Source organism: Microcoleus sp. FACHB-SPT15, from assembly GCF_014849525.1.
GTDB lineage: Bacteria > Cyanobacteriota > Cyanobacteriia > Cyanobacteriales > Coleofasciculaceae > Symplocastrum > Symplocastrum torsivum.
Genome location: NZ_JACJNU010000022.1, coordinates 1 through 16,025, shown reverse-complemented (window position 1 = coordinate 16,025; position 16,025 = coordinate 1). Strand labels below are relative to the sequence as shown.

At 46.6% G+C, this 16,025-nt stretch carries 12 protein-coding genes; 9 read left to right on the top strand and 3 right to left on the bottom strand.

Annotated features, from left to right (window positions below):
- Positions 1-64: 64 nt before the first annotated feature.
- Positions 65-1,900 (bottom strand): hypothetical protein, encoded by a 1,836-nt coding sequence (locus H6F98_RS07215; protein ID WP_192217992.1) that lies wholly within the window; start codon positions 1,898-1,900, stop codon positions 65-67.
- 360 nt (positions 1,901-2,260) lie between these two features.
- On the opposite strand from H6F98_RS07215, the gene H6F98_RS07210 reads away from it, so the two are divergent.
- Positions 2,261-3,253: an alpha/beta fold hydrolase gene (locus H6F98_RS07210; RefSeq protein WP_192217991.1), complete on the top strand. Its 993-nt coding sequence runs from the start codon at positions 2,261-2,263 to the stop codon at positions 3,251-3,253.
- 184 nt (positions 3,254-3,437) lie between these two features.
- On the opposite strand, the gene H6F98_RS07205 is transcribed toward H6F98_RS07210, so the two are convergent.
- A complete protein-coding gene (locus H6F98_RS07205) occupies positions 3,438-6,449 on the bottom strand; it encodes a hypothetical protein (RefSeq protein WP_192217990.1) in 3,012 nt (1,003 codons plus the stop codon).
- Between the two features lie 716 nt (positions 6,450-7,165).
- Between H6F98_RS07205 and H6F98_RS07200 the strand changes: the two genes are divergently transcribed.
- The 4 genes from H6F98_RS07200 (at position 7,166) to cobT (ending at position 10,698) form a co-directional block, all read left to right on the top strand.
- Positions 7,166-7,873: a Crp/Fnr family transcriptional regulator gene (locus H6F98_RS07200; RefSeq protein ID WP_192217989.1), complete on the top strand. Its 708-nt coding sequence runs from the start codon at positions 7,166-7,168 to the stop codon at positions 7,871-7,873.
- A gap of 69 nt (positions 7,874-7,942) precedes the next feature.
- Positions 7,943-8,491 (top strand): universal stress protein, encoded by a 549-nt coding sequence (locus H6F98_RS07195; protein ID WP_192217988.1) that lies wholly within the window; start codon positions 7,943-7,945, stop codon positions 8,489-8,491.
- A 45-nt stretch (positions 8,492-8,536) separates the two neighbouring features.
- The gene (locus H6F98_RS07190; protein ID WP_242058429.1) at positions 8,537-9,406 is read left to right on the top strand and encodes a DUF2232 domain-containing protein; all 870 of its coding nucleotides are present in this window, start codon (positions 8,537-8,539) and stop codon (positions 9,404-9,406) included.
- A gap of 122 nt (positions 9,407-9,528) precedes the next feature.
- Positions 9,529-10,698 (top strand): nicotinate mononucleotide-dependent phosphoribosyltransferase CobT, encoded by a 1,170-nt coding sequence (gene cobT, locus H6F98_RS07185; protein WP_192217987.1) that lies wholly within the window; start codon positions 9,529-9,531, stop codon positions 10,696-10,698.
- A 215-nt stretch (positions 10,699-10,913) separates the two neighbouring features.
- On the opposite strand, the gene H6F98_RS07180 is transcribed toward cobT, so the two are convergent.
- The gene (locus H6F98_RS07180; protein ID WP_192217986.1) at positions 10,914-11,294 is read right to left on the bottom strand and encodes a hypothetical protein; all 381 of its coding nucleotides are present in this window, start codon (positions 11,292-11,294) and stop codon (positions 10,914-10,916) included.
- 551 nt (positions 11,295-11,845) lie between these two features.
- Between H6F98_RS07180 and H6F98_RS07175 the strand changes: the two genes are divergently transcribed.
- From H6F98_RS07175 to H6F98_RS07160, 4 genes are all read left to right on the top strand, one after another.
- Positions 11,846-12,484, top strand: a complete 639-nt coding sequence (locus tag H6F98_RS07175) for a phycobiliprotein lyase (RefSeq protein ID WP_192217985.1) — start codon at positions 11,846-11,848, stop codon at positions 12,482-12,484.
- A gap of 93 nt (positions 12,485-12,577) precedes the next feature.
- A complete protein-coding gene (locus H6F98_RS07170) occupies positions 12,578-13,771 on the top strand; it encodes an extracellular solute-binding protein (protein WP_313929809.1) in 1,194 nt (397 codons plus the stop codon).
- A gap of 237 nt (positions 13,772-14,008) precedes the next feature.
- Positions 14,009-14,338, top strand: coding sequence for a thioredoxin (gene trxA, locus H6F98_RS07165; RefSeq protein WP_192218039.1), 330 nt, complete (start codon positions 14,009-14,011; stop codon positions 14,336-14,338).
- A 252-nt stretch (positions 14,339-14,590) separates the two neighbouring features.
- Positions 14,591-15,799, top strand: a complete 1,209-nt coding sequence (locus H6F98_RS07160; RefSeq protein ID WP_192217984.1) for an LL-diaminopimelate aminotransferase — start codon at positions 14,591-14,593, stop codon at positions 15,797-15,799.
- Positions 15,800-16,025 lie beyond the last annotated feature (226 nt).

Sequence of the window (16,025 nt, the reverse complement as noted above, 5' to 3'; positions counted from 1 at the left end):
GAATTTATAAGTTTTTTGGGTTTTTACAACAATATTGCTGCTTTTGTGATATAGGTTAGCTTTTCTAAATTGAGCTATCTGCCACACCCAACTTAACGATCAGCGGTTCCTCAAACTTTTGATGAATTCCAGATAGTACTATATCGAGATACTGGCGAAGCCGCTGTTGCTGCCGAACATTTGGATAATAGAGCTGCTCATCGTCTCGCTCAAAAATTCCTGTATTCGTTGGATCAGCGGAGTAGAGTAGATCTTGCTTTGAGGCTGGAGCTAGCCAGCTAGCGTTTTCAATTGAAGGCACCAGACCAGGAGGGAGTTGACCTTCCACCAAGCGGATAAGACGCTCATAACAAGCACCTGTATTTAGACCTTGACGCTCCAATTGCTGCATGATTTCCTCAAGGCTATAGAGATACTCGCCTGAATCTAGTGCAGGTTCAGAGAAAGCACGTAGCAGTTCTGAAAGGAGGAAATAGTCGCTGTACTGTTGCTGAAGTCGGTTTAAGACTTGAGGATAGAGCGGCAAACTGGCAAGTCCAGCCGCAACCCAGTTTCCTGTTGAGGAATCGCTATCCTGAATCAACGTGGCGAGTGGAAGCCGTTGGCGTACCCAGGTTTGCAGTGCAGCCAAAACACCAGTACCTCCAACACAGAAGGCTTGATAAACGCCATATTCAGAGATGCCTGTTTTAAGCAGCAGCTTATTGAGTTCTGACCCAAGCTGTTGAGTGAACGGCAGAACCACACGGTTTTCTAAATCTAGCCGCTTGACGCTCCACTGGCTACTGCCGACATTTAAGGTAAATTCCTCTTTGTGTTGCAAAATTACCTTCAGGTATCCAGCCGCTTTCAGAAGCGCTTGCCCTAAAGGAGAATTTTGTAGAAGGACACTTAAGCGATCGCGTTTTTCCAAGTCAGGTTGACCCGGTAGCGGCAGTTCAAAATCACGTTCCTGTAATAACTGCTGGCGTTGCGGCTCAGATAGCTGAGGATACAACAACTGGCAAACAATATCTTGATCGATAAAATGACCTGCATACGGCAGACTACATAAAGTAAAGTCGCTGTAAGTTAAGTCCTTCGGGTTATCTGGTAAATCAACTAGCGCAATTTCCGTTGTAGTTGCCCCAGCATTGATGACTAGAGTACCGCCCTTTGGAGACTGATGTTTTGAAGAGTCCTTTGACTGAGTGTGTAAACTAGCAAGGATAGGTGCGATCGCATCTTCTAGGAAGAAAATTTGCTCAGCGTGCCTCACTAAGCCTGATTCCAGGACAGCTTCCCGTAAATTTAAGCGATAAGTATCGGACCAAGCCGCTGGAGTGCCTAGAACAACTCCCTCTAACTGCGGCAAGACATCTCTCAACGTTTCGGACTCTAGACCAACTGCACCTGCCTTCATTGCAGCATCCACTGAATCACCCTTGGGCAGAAGCGTTGCGAACAAGGCTTGTAAAGTGCGTCGCACCCAGTATAGGGAAACTTGCTGCTGATTTGGCAATTGTACTGTTGGCTCCCATCCGTAGTGCCTAGGGCAATAGTAGGGAATGCCAAGATTTAGGTAAGGTTTAAAATTCTCTAAGAAAATTCCAGGCTGCTTATCCGCTAAGGTAGATGCCAAAGAACCAACAACAATCGGTGCCGCTGGCATCTGAACATAGTAAAGCTGTTCTGGCGAAATATCTCGACACGCTGAACCGGAGTAGGTCATTGCTGGTAAACGAAAGACACCCTCACCAGAACGATAAGTAGCGGATTGAGGGTTCACCATTGGTAGTTCGTTCGACCAATAGATGGGGTATTGCTCAGCAGTCGAGCGGTTCAATAGGGTAGCTGAAATTCCTGTACTACCGAAGTCAATTCCTAGGTACCAGACAGCGTTTCTGATAGCGACCTCCAATCAAGTTGAGTGTGCAGATATATAAGTATTTACCCGATGAGGGGACTTTTGGGTAGTTCTCAGGTGCATAGCCTCGATGACAGGGTCACGATGTTATCTGTGCCCTATCAATAGACCTATCTAGAAAATGGAGGCTGAAACAACGCTAAATCGTTCCTATACCTATTTTCATCGCAAGGTTCGTGAGCAAAGGCTCATGGTCGTCTCTTGCAAAAGTCAAAAAATTACCCCCTCAGTCCCCCCTTGCCTATTCGGTCTTACCCACTGCGGTTTGTTTGATCAAACGGTAGTGAGAGAGTTACCGCAACTGGTAGGAAAGCTAAACTTGAGTGCAGCCGTGTAAGCTTGGCACATTTCACTATGACAATTACGGAAAAGTTAATTTGGCTTGGGCTAGGCATTATTTCCGTCGGGTTACTTTCGGGAATTTTCTACCAAACAGTTAGTGAAGCTGTTGTTCGACATAAATACCCTCTGCTAGGTCAGCTTGTTGATCTTGGGGGATTTCGTCTACATCTCAACTGTATCGGTCAGGGTACACCAACAGTTGTCATGGATGCTGGTGCTGGTGCCCCATCAATCACATGGGGCTTGGTTCCGCAAAAAATTGCTGAATTTACCCGTGTGTGTACTTACGATCGAGCGGGTTTGGGCTGGAGCGATCCCAATCTCAGAACACCGCGCACGAGCCAGCAAAGCGTTGATGAATTGCATACACTTCTGACTAAGGCTGGGATTAAGCCTCCTTACATTTTGGTGGGACACTCCTTGGGTGGTGCCAATATGCGGCTATATGCAAGTCAATATCCAGAAGATGTGGTGGGATTGGTGTTGGTGGATTCCTCCCTAGAAAGCTACATGACATCCGAAACCTGGAAACGTATAAAAAGAGAGTTATGGCTTTATCAAGTTATGAGGGTTGCCAGTCGAGTTGGTGTGTTGCGATTAATCGGGGAACTCAACTTGTTGCCAATTCTTGAAGAGATTAAACAAAAAATTCAAAAATATCCGCTAGCCGTCCAAGCTTTGTTTGATACTTACAAATCTTACTGTTATCGTCCTCACTATTGGGCAACTGTATCTAGCGAATATGCCAACCTAGAAAAAAGCTTTGAGCAATTACAAGCTGTTACATCATTGAATAACTTGCCCTTGCTCGTGTTAGTTCAAGGTGCAAAAGCTCCAGAAATGAGTGATGAAAGATTCCAGAGGTGGCAGGAACTTCAGTTAGATTTAACTAAACTTTCGTCTAATAGCCAATATATCATTGCCGAAACTAGTGGACACCTTATTCCCTTAGAGCAACCCGATTTGATTGTTAGTGCAGTTCGTCAACTTGTTGAGAGAGCTTGAAGTCAACAGTCCCATCACAGGTTATATAACCCCTAGCCCCTTCCCTCGCAGGGAAGGGGCGCCATCTCAAAGCCCCTCTCCACCTCGGAGAGGGGTTTGGGGAGAGGTCTGCCGGCTCGTGTGTACACGGTAGCTTGCCAAGGGGGAAGCAAGAATAATCCGGCTCCCCTGCTCCTCCTACTTCCTACTCCCCACTTCCCGCTCCCTTTTGGTTGTCAGGTTGCTCTGGGTTTGTTGTTTTGGGTTGAGGTAAGGTTGTATCGAACTCCGTTTCACTTGATGTCTGTGCCTCCTGCGCCAGCCTGTCTGATAGCTCAACTTCCGCTAAGGCTTCGTTATCCGCCACAACAAGCTCTTCTGGCATCACAATGTCTTCAGACACTACAGGGTCTTCCGAGCCAGAAGGCTGTGCTACCGCTTCCTGTTGTCCAGCGTCTAAGGAGGCTTCTCGCAAGGGATCGACTTGAGTTTCAACGGGTTCTGGAGGCAAGACTATCTCTTGAGTGTTGTTGGGTGCATCATTCCACATATCTGCACTCAAGATTTGATTGTTAAGGATATTTAGCCCTAAGTCTGTAGGATTTGCTGGTGGATACTCTGGACTGGATTGAGGTGGTACCTTGGCTGGACTCCCTTCCACTACTGGTTCATCCAACGCTTCATGATCAGGAGCAATTAACTCTGAATCCCATGGGTTCGATTGTGAGCGATCGCGTTCTGCTTCAGTATCACTCAGAGTGTCATTGACTGGGTTCTCCCTTTGTAAATCCTGGGGAGTTTGCGGGAAAACGTTGGTTTCAAACTCCAAGTCGGGTGAGCTAATCATTTCCTCGGTTGTGCTGTCTACTGGCTCATCCCAGAGCATCTCGACAAAGGTTTCATCCTCAAGTGCGTTTAGCTCTCTAGGTACACCTATCTCCTCAGGAGCTTCAGAGCTGGCGCTTAGAGTATTCTCATGGTCTAGCTCTAGTGCTTCAGAAGGGAATAAATCTGGGTCAAAATCAGATTCAATAGAGTCAGGCGCTGCCGACGGAGAAGGCTGTGTAATCCCATTATCGCTAGTGCTTGTTGCAATTTCTTCTCCACTGTCATTTTGAGCAGAGTCTGCCAAATTTTGGGAGGTAGCATCCTCATCGGATAAGTCATGGTACACAAAGTCTTCCCAATCTTCCGCCAATAACTCCTGCGATGCCAGGAAGCGATAGTTTGTCTGGTGGGAGTTAGGGATTTCTGGCGCAATTAGTGGCGCTTGTGAATAATCAAAAAGCGATCGCTCATCGTCTTGGCTTTGAAGATCTTGACCTTCAGACCCTTCAAAACGGGACAAGTCTTGCTGAAGCTGCTGAAGTGCGTTTTGATTCAACCAAATTTCTGGGTCAAGTTCGGTTTCTAAGGCATCCATTGCCAGCAAATCCTCTTCGGGTAAGGCTGGAATATAGTTATCCTCCACGACATCGACTGTTGGGGGTTCACTATCAGCAGTAGGTGGTTCCGAGGGTTGCTCAGGTATTGAGTGAGGCTCTACAGTCGGTTGCCGGTGAATCAAACCCATCTCGTCAAATAAATCAGTCAAGGCAGCAATGGTTTCAACACCTTGCCGTCCGTTTGTGTTAGTTGACGAGCTAGCAGGTTCTGATGAATATTGGTTTTCTGCCAACTCTGACTCACTTGGGGGCTGAGTCGCTGTGTCTTCAAAAAATAAAACTTCCCACGAGTCTGACGAATCAGGTCTTGACCAATTCAGTGGCTGCGACTCGGTCGGTTCAACGGCTGGGTCAGTAAGCCCTTCAAACAGGACATTTTCAACCTGAGAGGAGACAGGACTAACGGAGTCGGTATCTACGGGAACCTCTGCTTCTGTCGGTCTTAAGCGGCTAGCTGAGGAGTCTGTACCAAATAGAGTTTCATACAAATCATCAATTTCTCTGCCATGGCTATCGAAACTAGATGTTAGTTCGCTAGCTTCACCAACTCCTGTCTCTTCTGCTGAGGGTGATATTGGCAGATTCTCATCTGTTAGATCTGACTCCACTGAGGCGGGTACGGTTGGAGGCTCGATATCTAGTTGGATAAAGGTTGCTAGACCATCATCTTCATCTGGCTCGTTAGTGGGATAGTTAAGTTCTAGTTCTTCGATGATTTCCCAATTATCATTCAGGTTTTCTAGGAGAGTCTCTTCAGGTGTCGGCTGAATTGATCGGTCAAGCGTTGGTGCTGATGTTGGTGATATCGAGGATAGGTTTGGCAGTGCGTCTGGGCTGCTAAATGAATCAGTAGCACTTTCTGGGGCGATGGAAAGTGTCTCTGGGGGGTGCAGGGGGAGTGGTGGCAACTGCGTTAGTGAGCTATCCCTAAGGCCAGTAGCATTGCTCTGCAGCACTGTCTCTGGTTGTGTGTCACTGGTTGTGGTGGTTTCTCGCCCCAACTGCTCGGCTAAACGATTCACCAATGCGGTAAACAGTAGCTCTCCTTGCACACTCAATCCATGCATCTTTTCCAATCCCTGAGCCATAGATTTCTGGTAGCCCTGAAGATTGCACTGTAGTGTCTCAAAGATCTTCTGTTGATTAGCGTCTAGAGTGAGCAACATTTGATCGGACTGGTCTTGTATCTGTCGCAGTTGCTCTACACGATCTTGCGACTGGAGTACGCCCCCCAGTTTGCCTTGAGGTGTACTCATTGCGATCGCCGAACCAGGACTTGCCAACCGAGCTTCCAGATTCGCGAACAACTGAGTCATCTGAGAAGTCAAGCTTTCAGTACAACGGCTAATCAATTCTTGAGAAAAATCTGCCGTCATTGGTGGTTGGGCAGGATGACGCGAGGTTGGAGAATCTAGCTGCTGCCTTGTTCGTTGCAGTTGCTGGATTTCGTGCATCAAAGACTCTCGCTCTTGCCGTAACGCTTCCATATCTTCCAGCAAGGGGTGCAGCAAGTCAGCCCGAAGAAAGTCCATTTCTTGAGTGACGGCTTCGACAATCTCCTTTACTCCTTCTGGCAACGCGGGGTTAGCTGGTCGCTGTTCAGGTACTGCCCCATTCTGCTGCAACGAGACTAAGTAGCTACGAACTCTCTCTAAAACCCGGCGCTCTTGGGCGATGTCGCCTGGCTTAGACCAAGGTAGACGGGAGCCTGCTTTAGGGAGGATGCCGTCAATATCAGCAATCAGAGATTGAATATCCTTCTGAAAAGTCACGGTGAAACCCTTGAGGAAAACAAGTACAACAACGCAGGCGTGATATCAAGTCCGTTACATTCCTTCGCTAATAGACTTGGGTTGTTTGTCTGTTGGTCTGTTTCCACTGACAAAAAGCGACAACGTCAAAGATACGAAGTGAGCTGTACGGTTGATATGGTGTGATCTCCGGGTCTCTAATGATAGAGTGCCGGAGCGACCAAGCTAGTCAGAACATTTCATCGGCACGCGATGAATATAGATTTCCCCTATTCCCAGGTTAAAGATACAGCCCTTTCCCAATTCCTGACTAATAAATCGAGGAATTTGGAAAAATTGATATACAGTTAGCTTGATTGTCATCATCATAAACTCATTACTGCTTCACAACGAGGCAGGTGCAGTATCCTACACTCAGATTTTTTGGAGGCTAATCAAGATAGCGCATAATAACTGTGTGCCTATTATCCGATAATTGCCTCAAGCTCTGACAGGATTAGCGATCCAAGGCACCTCCGATGTGTAAAGCTGTTGTCCTGTCATGGGTGAGGAAACGACCACTGCATCCGCCATTCTCGCTTATCTTGAAAGGTTGATGGGGTGCCTGAACCCTTATAGTTCTCAGCGGCTCTGATTGCTCTTTAGGGGTTATGGGTTGAGGAAACGCTTCCTGTCTCAATCTAGTGGACAGATGAGCATTTATTTGTCCATTGCGTTTACAATTTGCTCGTGATCTCATGGAAGACCGATACAACTCACACGAAATGAACTCAAATGTCAATGAGTTGATTTGCGCGGCTCCGTTTTTTACTGGGTTACCGGAGAACACTGTGGAGCAAGCTACATCTCATGTTGTCACTCGCAGCCATCCAGCTAACCGAGTCATTTTGCTGGAAAATGACTGGGGCGGCTCTGTGTACTTTATTTTGGAAGGTTGGGCAAAAATTCGCACCTACAACCTTGATGGCAAAGAGGTAACCCTAAACATTTTAGGGAAAGGAGAATTATTCGGTGAAATGGCGGCACTGGATGAGGTTCCTCGTTCAACCGATGTCATTACTCTCACTCCCACAACGATTGGCAGTATTCCGGCTCAGGATTTTGTCCAGTTAATTCATAATGAACCACTCGCAGGTGTCCGTCTATCTCAGCTAATGGCAAAGCGTCTACGTCAAGTGAATCGGCGTCTGCGTCTTAGAGAGTCGGATAGTACCTCGCGAGTTGCTGATACGTTGTTGTTTCTCGCAGAGGGACAAGGGAAACTAAAGCAACAAGGAACAGAGATTCCTAACCTACCTCATCGAGAGTTGAGTAGCCTGAGTGGACTAGCACGGGAGACAGTGACACGAGTGCTGACCAAGTTAGAAAAGAAGGGGCTAATTGTACGGGAAAACGATATTATGGTTATCCCTGATGTATCGGCTTTGGAGAGGATTATCGCGTAGCCTAGGATTATAGGAACCAGTGCATCTGTGCGTTGATGTTCCTGCCTACTCTACCTACTTTAAACGTTTATGAGTTTTCAGAAAATTCTTGTAGCGATCGATGAGTCCTCGTTGTGCCCTTCTGTATTCTCGGCGGCGCTGGAACTAGCGCATTCAAACAAAGCGGCACTCAAGCTGCTGCACTCCATTGCTCCTGAGATTGTCAGTGAACCAATGCCTCCGGTTGCGCTTGATACCAGCTTGAATATGGGGTTTGTGAATAATAACTACCAAACTCAACAAGTCTTGATGGACAACCAGATTGAGGAGGCGCAATCTGTACTGAATCGCTACAGTGAAGAAGCTGCCCGTCAAGGAGTGCTAACGACTTCGGCTTACGAAATTGGTGAAGCAGGTCATCGGCTGTGTGATGAGGCGAAAGATTGGGGAGCCGATTTAATTGTAGTTGGGCGTCGGGGTCGTACAGGCTTGACGGAAGCGTTGCTAGGGAGTGTGAGTAATTATGTGGTACACCATGCTCCTTGTTCAGTGTTAGTCATTCAGGAAGTAGAGCTTGAGCCACCACCTCCAGCCGTGAATGACCGTTCTCTAGGTGTAATTAACCCACCTTCAATCTAGGAGGAGCGGTTAAATTGAGATTGGTCAAGCGTTTAATAAATCTGAATGAGCGATTCTTATAATGATGCCCAAGCTTCTCGCCCCGATCCTTTAGAGGAACGGAAAAACAAGCCTTTGAATTCAGAAGATGACCCCTGGATTGATGATTTGGACTCGACTGATGAAGCGAGTCGAGATACCTCATCACCGGCATTAACAGCCCAAACGGATGAGTTTTCCCGGTCATCAGTTGGGACAGTGCCTCCTGGAAGGAGTTACTCTCCGACGACTCCAAAACGAGAAGTGCCGCTTCGGGCAAAAGCGCCTTTGGCAATGGTAGAAACGGCGTTTCTCGCGAGTACTGCCAGCTTGATTTGGCTGATAAATTTTTATTTTCCCTTGGGGCCAGTGTTGCGGATATTTTTCCCGATCCCGATCGCATTGGTCTACCTCCGTTGGGGAAACCGGGCTTCTTGGATGTCGGCATTGGTTTCAGGATTGCTACTTTCGGTGCTGATGGGGCCAACTCGTAGCATTCTCTTTTTTATTCCTTATGGCTTGATGGGTGTCCAGTTGGGCGCAATGTGGAGTCGTCGTGCTAACTGGCTCTTTTCTATTTTCACGGGTACGTTGCTGGGTACGTTTGGCTTCTTTTTTCGGTTTTGGTTGCTCTCGATTCTCTTGGGTGAAGACCTCTGGGTTTATGTGACAACTCAGATTACTCAATTAGCAGAGTGGGGATTTTTGAGGCTGGGGTTACTTGATCAACCTAGTCTGAGTCTGATTCAGGCACTTGCGATCGTGATGGTTTTTATTAACAATCTTGTTTATTTATTCGTTGTGCATCTTGTTGCTTTACTGATGCTCGATCGCTTGGGCAATCCAATTCCTCGTCCGCCGAACTGGGTGCAAGTGTTGCTGGATTATGATGGGTGACACAAGAGAGGGATGTGGGCTTTTGATCCCTAATACCGAGTTTTATTCAAACTAACTTTCTCTTCCCCTGCTCCCTGAACCCTCCCCTGCCTCGCCGTTTCTCCTTTTAGCTAATTAGCTTCATGATTCGAGTTTATACTCAGCTAGCCCAAGGGCAACGGTGGTTACAGCAGTATCAGGGACACCCACCTGTGTTGGCTTGCATTCTAGGATTTACTGCTACGGGTCTTATTCCTGGTATTTCTGCGGCTGGTGCGACACCGAGCGATCGCGAATATACTGCGATCGCTGATGCGGAATTCTTAGTGAATGGTGTCACTTCTAAGCCGCAATATCCCCTACCACCGTTAACGGCTGGGGCTTCTCCGGTGCTGATTTCCCGTGCTGTTGTTGAGGCTTTGGATATCCCTATTTATCTTTTCAATGCTGGTTTACTCCATCCTCTTGCTGTACCTGCTATTGATTTAGGGGGTGTTCCTGCGAAGTGTGTTACTTCAGGCAATGCTCTACCCCTCAACACGGTGAAACAGCTATTTGAGCAAGGAGTAAAGTGGGGGCAACAACTGGCAATTGCTGCTGATGGGTATCTAATTATCAGCGAATGTGTTGTAGGTGGAACCACAACGGCTCTTAGTGTCCTCACTGGCTTGGGTATCGATGCAGTCGGTAAAGTTAACAGTTCTCATCCCGACTGCAATCATGCCCAAAAGTGGGACGTTGTTCAGATCGGGTTGAGGAAATGGGCAGAAAGGGAGATGGGGAGAGACCTTTCCTCTATCATCCCATCACCTCATCACCCCATCACCTCATCATCTTCTGTTGACCCGTTCCAACTGGTAGCAGCAGTTGGAGACCCGATGCAAATTGTGGCGGCAGGTATGGCGATCGCAGCAAGTTGTCGTTGTGGTGTGTTGCTTGCTGGTGGGACGCAAATGTTAGCGGTCTATGCCCTCGCAGAGGCGTTGGCATCGACGAAAAGCTTAATGAATCAATATTCCTTGGCATTGCAACCAGAACAAGTCGTTGTGGGAACAACTCGCTGGGTTGCAGAAGACTCTACGGGTGACACCGTTGGTTTAGCACGAAAAATTGGCACTGTGCCGCTTTTGGCGACAGAGTTGAGTTTTGCTACGTCTTGTTATCCTCAGTTACAAGCTTATGAGCAGGGATATGTCAAAGAGGGTGTAGGTGCAGGAGGATGTGCGATTGCTGCCCATCTTTACCGACGTTGGAGCCAAATTCAATTACTGCAAGCGATCGAAAGCTTGGTAGAGCGTTACTGCCAAAGTTGAATGCTGTCTGTCAGAGTTAGAAAAGAAAACTTTTGCAAGAACTGGATTGACGAACTCCCCATCTTTAGGCGTGAGGATTCTGGATTCAAACAATGATTGCAGGCATAACCCGTCTTACATTATCTAGCCCAATGGACAACGCCCTGCCCATCCTTGCTCGTATTACTTGTACGTCCTTGCCTGACGAGGCTTTAAACCCGTGATGTTTCGGTAATTTAGGAGTGGATTCTCCGGGCTAGCAGTTGTTCTTCTAGGGCAGCAATGCGATTATAGGCTGCTGTCAGTTGGGCAGTTAAGCGTTGGACTTGAACATCAGCCGTGAGAGCTTTCTCGCTACTGGGATATCCATTGGTTATCTCGCTATTGCGATCAAGCAGAACATCTTTGTGTTCCATTACAGAGTCAAGCAAGCTTGGACTCTGATAGCTGTGCGCTCTGGCGTTAGTAGCTAGTAGCGAACCTTCGGGTGACTGAGGTTGCGTCTGCTTGATTTCGTGCAGCGAGTCTGAAACTTTCCGACTTAGTTGATCGATGATTTGGTAGAGCGCATCAATCTTATGACTTAAAACGACGATTTGCTTTTGAACGGCATCCATATGATTTGCAATTCCAATAACTTTTTCTCTTTATCATGCTAGTCACTTTAATGGGAAAAGAACATCCCGTGCTGATTCATTTAACTATTTGATAAAATCACGATCCACCTATTTTCTGAGTTTTAAATGCTAAATTGGGGAAAATTGACCCTATCTCCAATAGGCTTACTTGCTCTTCTTTTGGCTAGTCTATTCACCAATTTTTGAGCAAATCACTAAATTTCTTTATATTTCTCATCAATTAAGAATTGATCACTCACATCCTAAGCAAAGAGGCTTTACATATTAATGTAGTGTAAAACACGTTGAAAGTAGGTAATACAGAACGATTAAAAGTTCACTAAAAAGGTTCCTGTCTAAGGACTGAGTCATTAATATGGACTCATCAACTACCGCTTTGACTCAGTAGTAATGGATTCAATTTCCACCCAAGTGGATATACACTAGTTAGCGCTCTACGATTTGTCTAAGAAGTAACAAAAAGTATAAAGAGTCACTAAGTTAGAACTCAATCTTCTTTATCTCCTAGAAATTTTGTCCACTTTTAAAAAATGCTTAATTTTCAAGATTTTTTTAGGGCTTGTACAGGGATCTGGAAAATAGAAAGGACTTACCACTCGATTCTCCAGGGTGAAATTGAACGCTCTTATACGGAATATCGTGTGGAAACCTTAACAGGTGACCAAAAACAGCAAATTCTGTCACTATCCTCGTTGGGTGGTATTAACGTTGATATGGCGCAAGTTAAGTCAAATGAAGCAGCCTGTCCAGGGTTTGCGATCGCATTTGAGACAGTTTCAGAAACGGGTGAACAAGTCTCGATGAACCTCAAGGCGCTGTTTGTCCCCGATACCTATGTCCTCTCGCCGGAAATGTCAGTAGAGACTCCCCCTTTGCCTGGGGCGGCACAGATTCCAGCAACAGAGGAAGTGATTCAGGGCTATTATCTGCGGGATGAGGGATACTCAGAAGCGGGTGCAGTGAAGAGTCGCTTTACTTATCTACCGACGCGCCAAACGTTAGAAATGACGACGTACTATCGGCGCTCAGTTGCCGTTGACCAAATGCGCCTCGTAGCACCCGATTTACGACTCCGGACGATTATCACCTATCAGCGTCCAGAATCAGGTGGTGCCCCAACGGAGATTGACCTAGTGGGTTTTGGTGTTGAGCGGCGTCAAGCAATGTAAAGGTTTTATGTTGTTTGTTATTAGTTATTCGTTGTTTGTATTTTCAACCAACAACCAACAACAAATAACTATCCTCCCTACTTCCTACTCGCAATGATGAAACGACGATCTTTTTTGTACGGTACTAGTGCTTTGGCTTTGGGTCAGCTAGTAGCTGGGTGTAACAGTCGGCAGCAAGCGTCCTTAAGGGTAAGGCTTTTGCAAGATTCTATTCCCGCTCAATTGGTGGCTGAGTTTCGTAAGGCATTAGATCAATCAGCCGCCGTCAAGTTTGACCCAGAAGAACAGTTGCAAGATTTATTCACGCGCCTGAAAGCCTGGAAGCAGCAAGCAGAAAAAAAAGACGACAATTCACAGTGGTCTATTCCTTTTGTGGGTTCCAAAAAAACCTCAGTCCCGGATTTAGTGACATTGGGGGATTATTGGCTAGAATCAGCGATTCAGCAAGGATTAATTCAACCCCTACAGGTGGAAGGGTTGAGGGGATGGCAGCAGTTGCCGCAAGCTTGGCAGGAGATTGTAAAACGCGATCGGCAAGGTCAACTCTCTAATACTGGGGAAGTTTGGGGCGCACCCTACCGTTGGGGTACGACGGTGATTGCCTATCGTCGTGATAAATTTCGAGAGTTGGGTTGGACACCCAAGGATTGGAGTGATTTATGGCGTCCAGAGTTACGCGATCGCATTTCTATGGTGGATCAGCCGCGAGAAGTGATTGGTCTAACATTGAAAAAACTGGGGCGTTCTTACAACACCACCAATCTCAGCCAGGTGCAAGACCTTAAAGAAGAACTGTTGGCGTTGCATCAACAAGTCAAGTTTTATAGCTCTGACTACTACCTACAACCTCTAGCGTTGGAAGATACTTGGGTAGCAGTGGGTTGGTCTACGGATGTAATCCCTGTGCGATCAAATGATCGTCAGATCGATGCCGTAGTTCCGCTTTCAGGAACTGCTCTCTGGACAGATTTATGGGTGCAACCTGCCTCAGCAGCAGTTGACTCTAATACTACAGGCACACAAGAGCAGCAGTCTCTAATCCAGCAGTGGATTGATTTTTGCTGGCAACCTAAACCAGCCAATGAAATCTCTCTATTCAGCAACGCCGCCTCCCCGATTGTCACGACTCTCAATCCGGCTAACATACCCCAAGATGTTCGAGAGAATCCGGTGCTACTACCAGACAACTCAGTTCTCGACAAAAGTGAGTTTCTTCAGCCCTTACGCAAAGCTGTAGATGAGGAGTATCAAGCGCTTTGGAAAGAAATTCGCACCGTTAGAGGTTAGCTAGCCTTCGTACCATCGGCACCGGGATAAATCCATAAAAGCCTTCTGCCTTCTGCCCTGGAGCCTTTCTTGGTTCATTGCTGCTGTCGGACTTGACATCACAAACGCTGAGACTGATCTACTCTATATAAATGTGAAGTGAAAAGAGAACTTGCTCGCTTTCCTGTCAAATCCAAAGCAATTGGATAAAGATAGAGCGTGAGCCAATCAGCAGCAGTTGTGTTGACGGAGGGTGTCGTGAGTAGCGTTATTTCAATTACGGATACTGAGTTTGAAACCGAAGTTTTAAAAGCCGAACAGCCTGTACTCGTGTACTTCTGGGCATCTTGGTGTGGACCTTGTCGCCTGGTATCACCATCCGTGAACTCGGTAGCTGACACTTATAGCGATCGCTTAAAAGTCGCTAAGATGGAAATCGATCCAAATCCTGCAACCGTGAAGAAGTACCAAGTTGAAGGCGTTCCAGCACTCATCTTGTTTAAAAATGGTGAGGTTGCGGGGATGCATGAAGGAGCAATTGGCAAGCAGAAATTAGAAAGTCTGGTGGAAACTTACCTGAGTTCATGAGGCTTGAGCTTAGAATTTTGCGGTAAGAAACCTACTTTTTTTCTAAACCTAATGGTTAAGAATTTATCAATGTAGGGAGAAGCTTCTTCGTAGTTAATCGAACCTTGGTTGTATTAACCAGTAATCACTCCTAATTCAGTTTCATCATAATTTCTGGAACTTCCCAGAAACAGTTTCACACTAATGAGATCACTTAAGGCAACTCAGTTCGCCTGTGTGCAACTCAACTAGTCCTATAGCTCCACCAATCCCATGCAGTTTGCTAAGCGTTTACAACCTCTGCAAGCCAATGTCTTTGCCGATATGGATCAGGCAAAGGCAAAAGCTAAGGCATCTGGACAAGACCTGATCGACCTTTCACTAGGGTCTTCTGATCTTCCTGCGTTTGAGCATGTCTTAGCCGCGATCAGAGAATCTTTGTCTGACAAAAGTACTCATGGCTATTTGCTGTTTCATGGGACTCAAGCCTTTCGTCAGGCAGCAGCAGACTGGTACACAAAAAAATTTGGTATCTCAGTTGATCCAGAAACTGAGGTGCTAACTCTAATTGGTTCTCAAGAAGGTACCGCGCATTTACCGCTAGCAGTACTCAACCCAGGAGATTTTGCGCTATTGCAAGACCCTGGCTACCCTTCTCATGCTGGCGGTGTCTACCTTGCTGGTGGTCAGATCTACCCCATGCCTCTTTTGGAAGAAAATGGGTTCTTACCAGTATTGGAGGACATCCCATCGCCAGTGCTTGCCCAAGCGCGGATGATGGTGTTGAGTTATCCTCACAACCCCACGACAGCGATCGCACCTTTGTCTTTTTTCCAGAAAGCTGTTGCCTTTTGCCGTGAACATGACCTAGTTCTCGTTCACGATTTCCCCTATGCTGACTTGGTGTTTCCGGAAGATGGCATAGAAAGTCAGCAAACCCAATCACTTGCCCCCTCAGTTTTGCAAGCTGACCCGGATAAAGAAGTCTCAATCGAGTTTTTTACGTTTTCCAAATCCTACAATCTTGGTGGATTTCGGATTGGTTATGCGATCGGGAACGCCCAACTAATTCTGGCATTGCGGCAGGTGAAAGCCGCAATTGACTTTAACCAGTACCAGGGAATTTTAAAAGGTGCGATCGCAGCTTTGCAGGGACCTCAAGACGGTGTTAATGCCTCTGTGGATATTTTCCGTAAGCGGCGGGATACGTTCATCAAGGCACTACACCGAATTGGTTGGCAGGTTCCTACCCCAGCCGCAACGATGTATATTTGGGCAAAGTTACCAGAACCTTGGCAGCAAAACTCAATGAAATTTTGTATTCAGCTAGTAGAAAAGACTGGTGTTGCAGCTTTGCCGGGAGCGGGTTTTGGTAAAGCTGGGGAAGGGTATGTCCGCTTTGCTCTGGTGCAAGAACCAGAAATTTTGGAAGCTGCTGTCGAGAGAATGGCACAGTTTCTCAACAAAACTGCTGATTGGTGATTCGGGAATTCTCAAGAATTTGGAAATTTGACGCTTGGTTATGCGTTTCCTTCGTCAATCCAAGCTACGAATGAGCTGCGATCTCACTAAAATGTGTTTCTTAGGACTTATATCCCTCTTCTGTCACTCTCCGAAATACGAAGTAACAAGAAAGCCAAACTATCCATCAGGAAAAAAAGGTTGAAATTGATTCATGGCATGAATTAACTCGTGAAAGCCGAGCAAC

Excerpts from the sequence above, each read along its gene's own strand:
- H6F98_RS07210 (WP_192217991.1), top strand. The coding sequence starts at position 2,261 with ATGACAATTACGGAAAAGTTAATTTGGCTTGGGCTAGGCATTATTTCC.
- H6F98_RS07200 (WP_192217989.1), top strand. The coding sequence starts at position 7,166 with ATGGAAGACCGATACAACTCACACGAAATGAACTCAAATGTCAATGAG.
- H6F98_RS07195 (WP_192217988.1), top strand. The coding sequence starts at position 7,943 with ATGAGTTTTCAGAAAATTCTTGTAGCGATCGATGAGTCCTCGTTGTGC.
- H6F98_RS07190 (WP_242058429.1), top strand. The coding sequence starts at position 8,537 with ATGAGCGATTCTTATAATGATGCCCAAGCTTCTCGCCCCGATCCTTTA.
- cobT (WP_192217987.1), top strand. The coding sequence starts at position 9,529 with ATGATTCGAGTTTATACTCAGCTAGCCCAAGGGCAACGGTGGTTACAG.
- H6F98_RS07180 (WP_192217986.1), bottom strand. The coding sequence starts at position 11,294 with ATGGATGCCGTTCAAAAGCAAATCGTCGTTTTAAGTCATAAGATTGAT.
- H6F98_RS07175 (WP_192217985.1), top strand. The coding sequence starts at position 11,846 with ATGCTTAATTTTCAAGATTTTTTTAGGGCTTGTACAGGGATCTGGAAA.
- H6F98_RS07170 (WP_313929809.1), top strand. The coding sequence starts at position 12,578 with ATGATGAAACGACGATCTTTTTTGTACGGTACTAGTGCTTTGGCTTTG.
- H6F98_RS07160 (WP_192217984.1), top strand. The coding sequence starts at position 14,591 with ATGCAGTTTGCTAAGCGTTTACAACCTCTGCAAGCCAATGTCTTTGCC.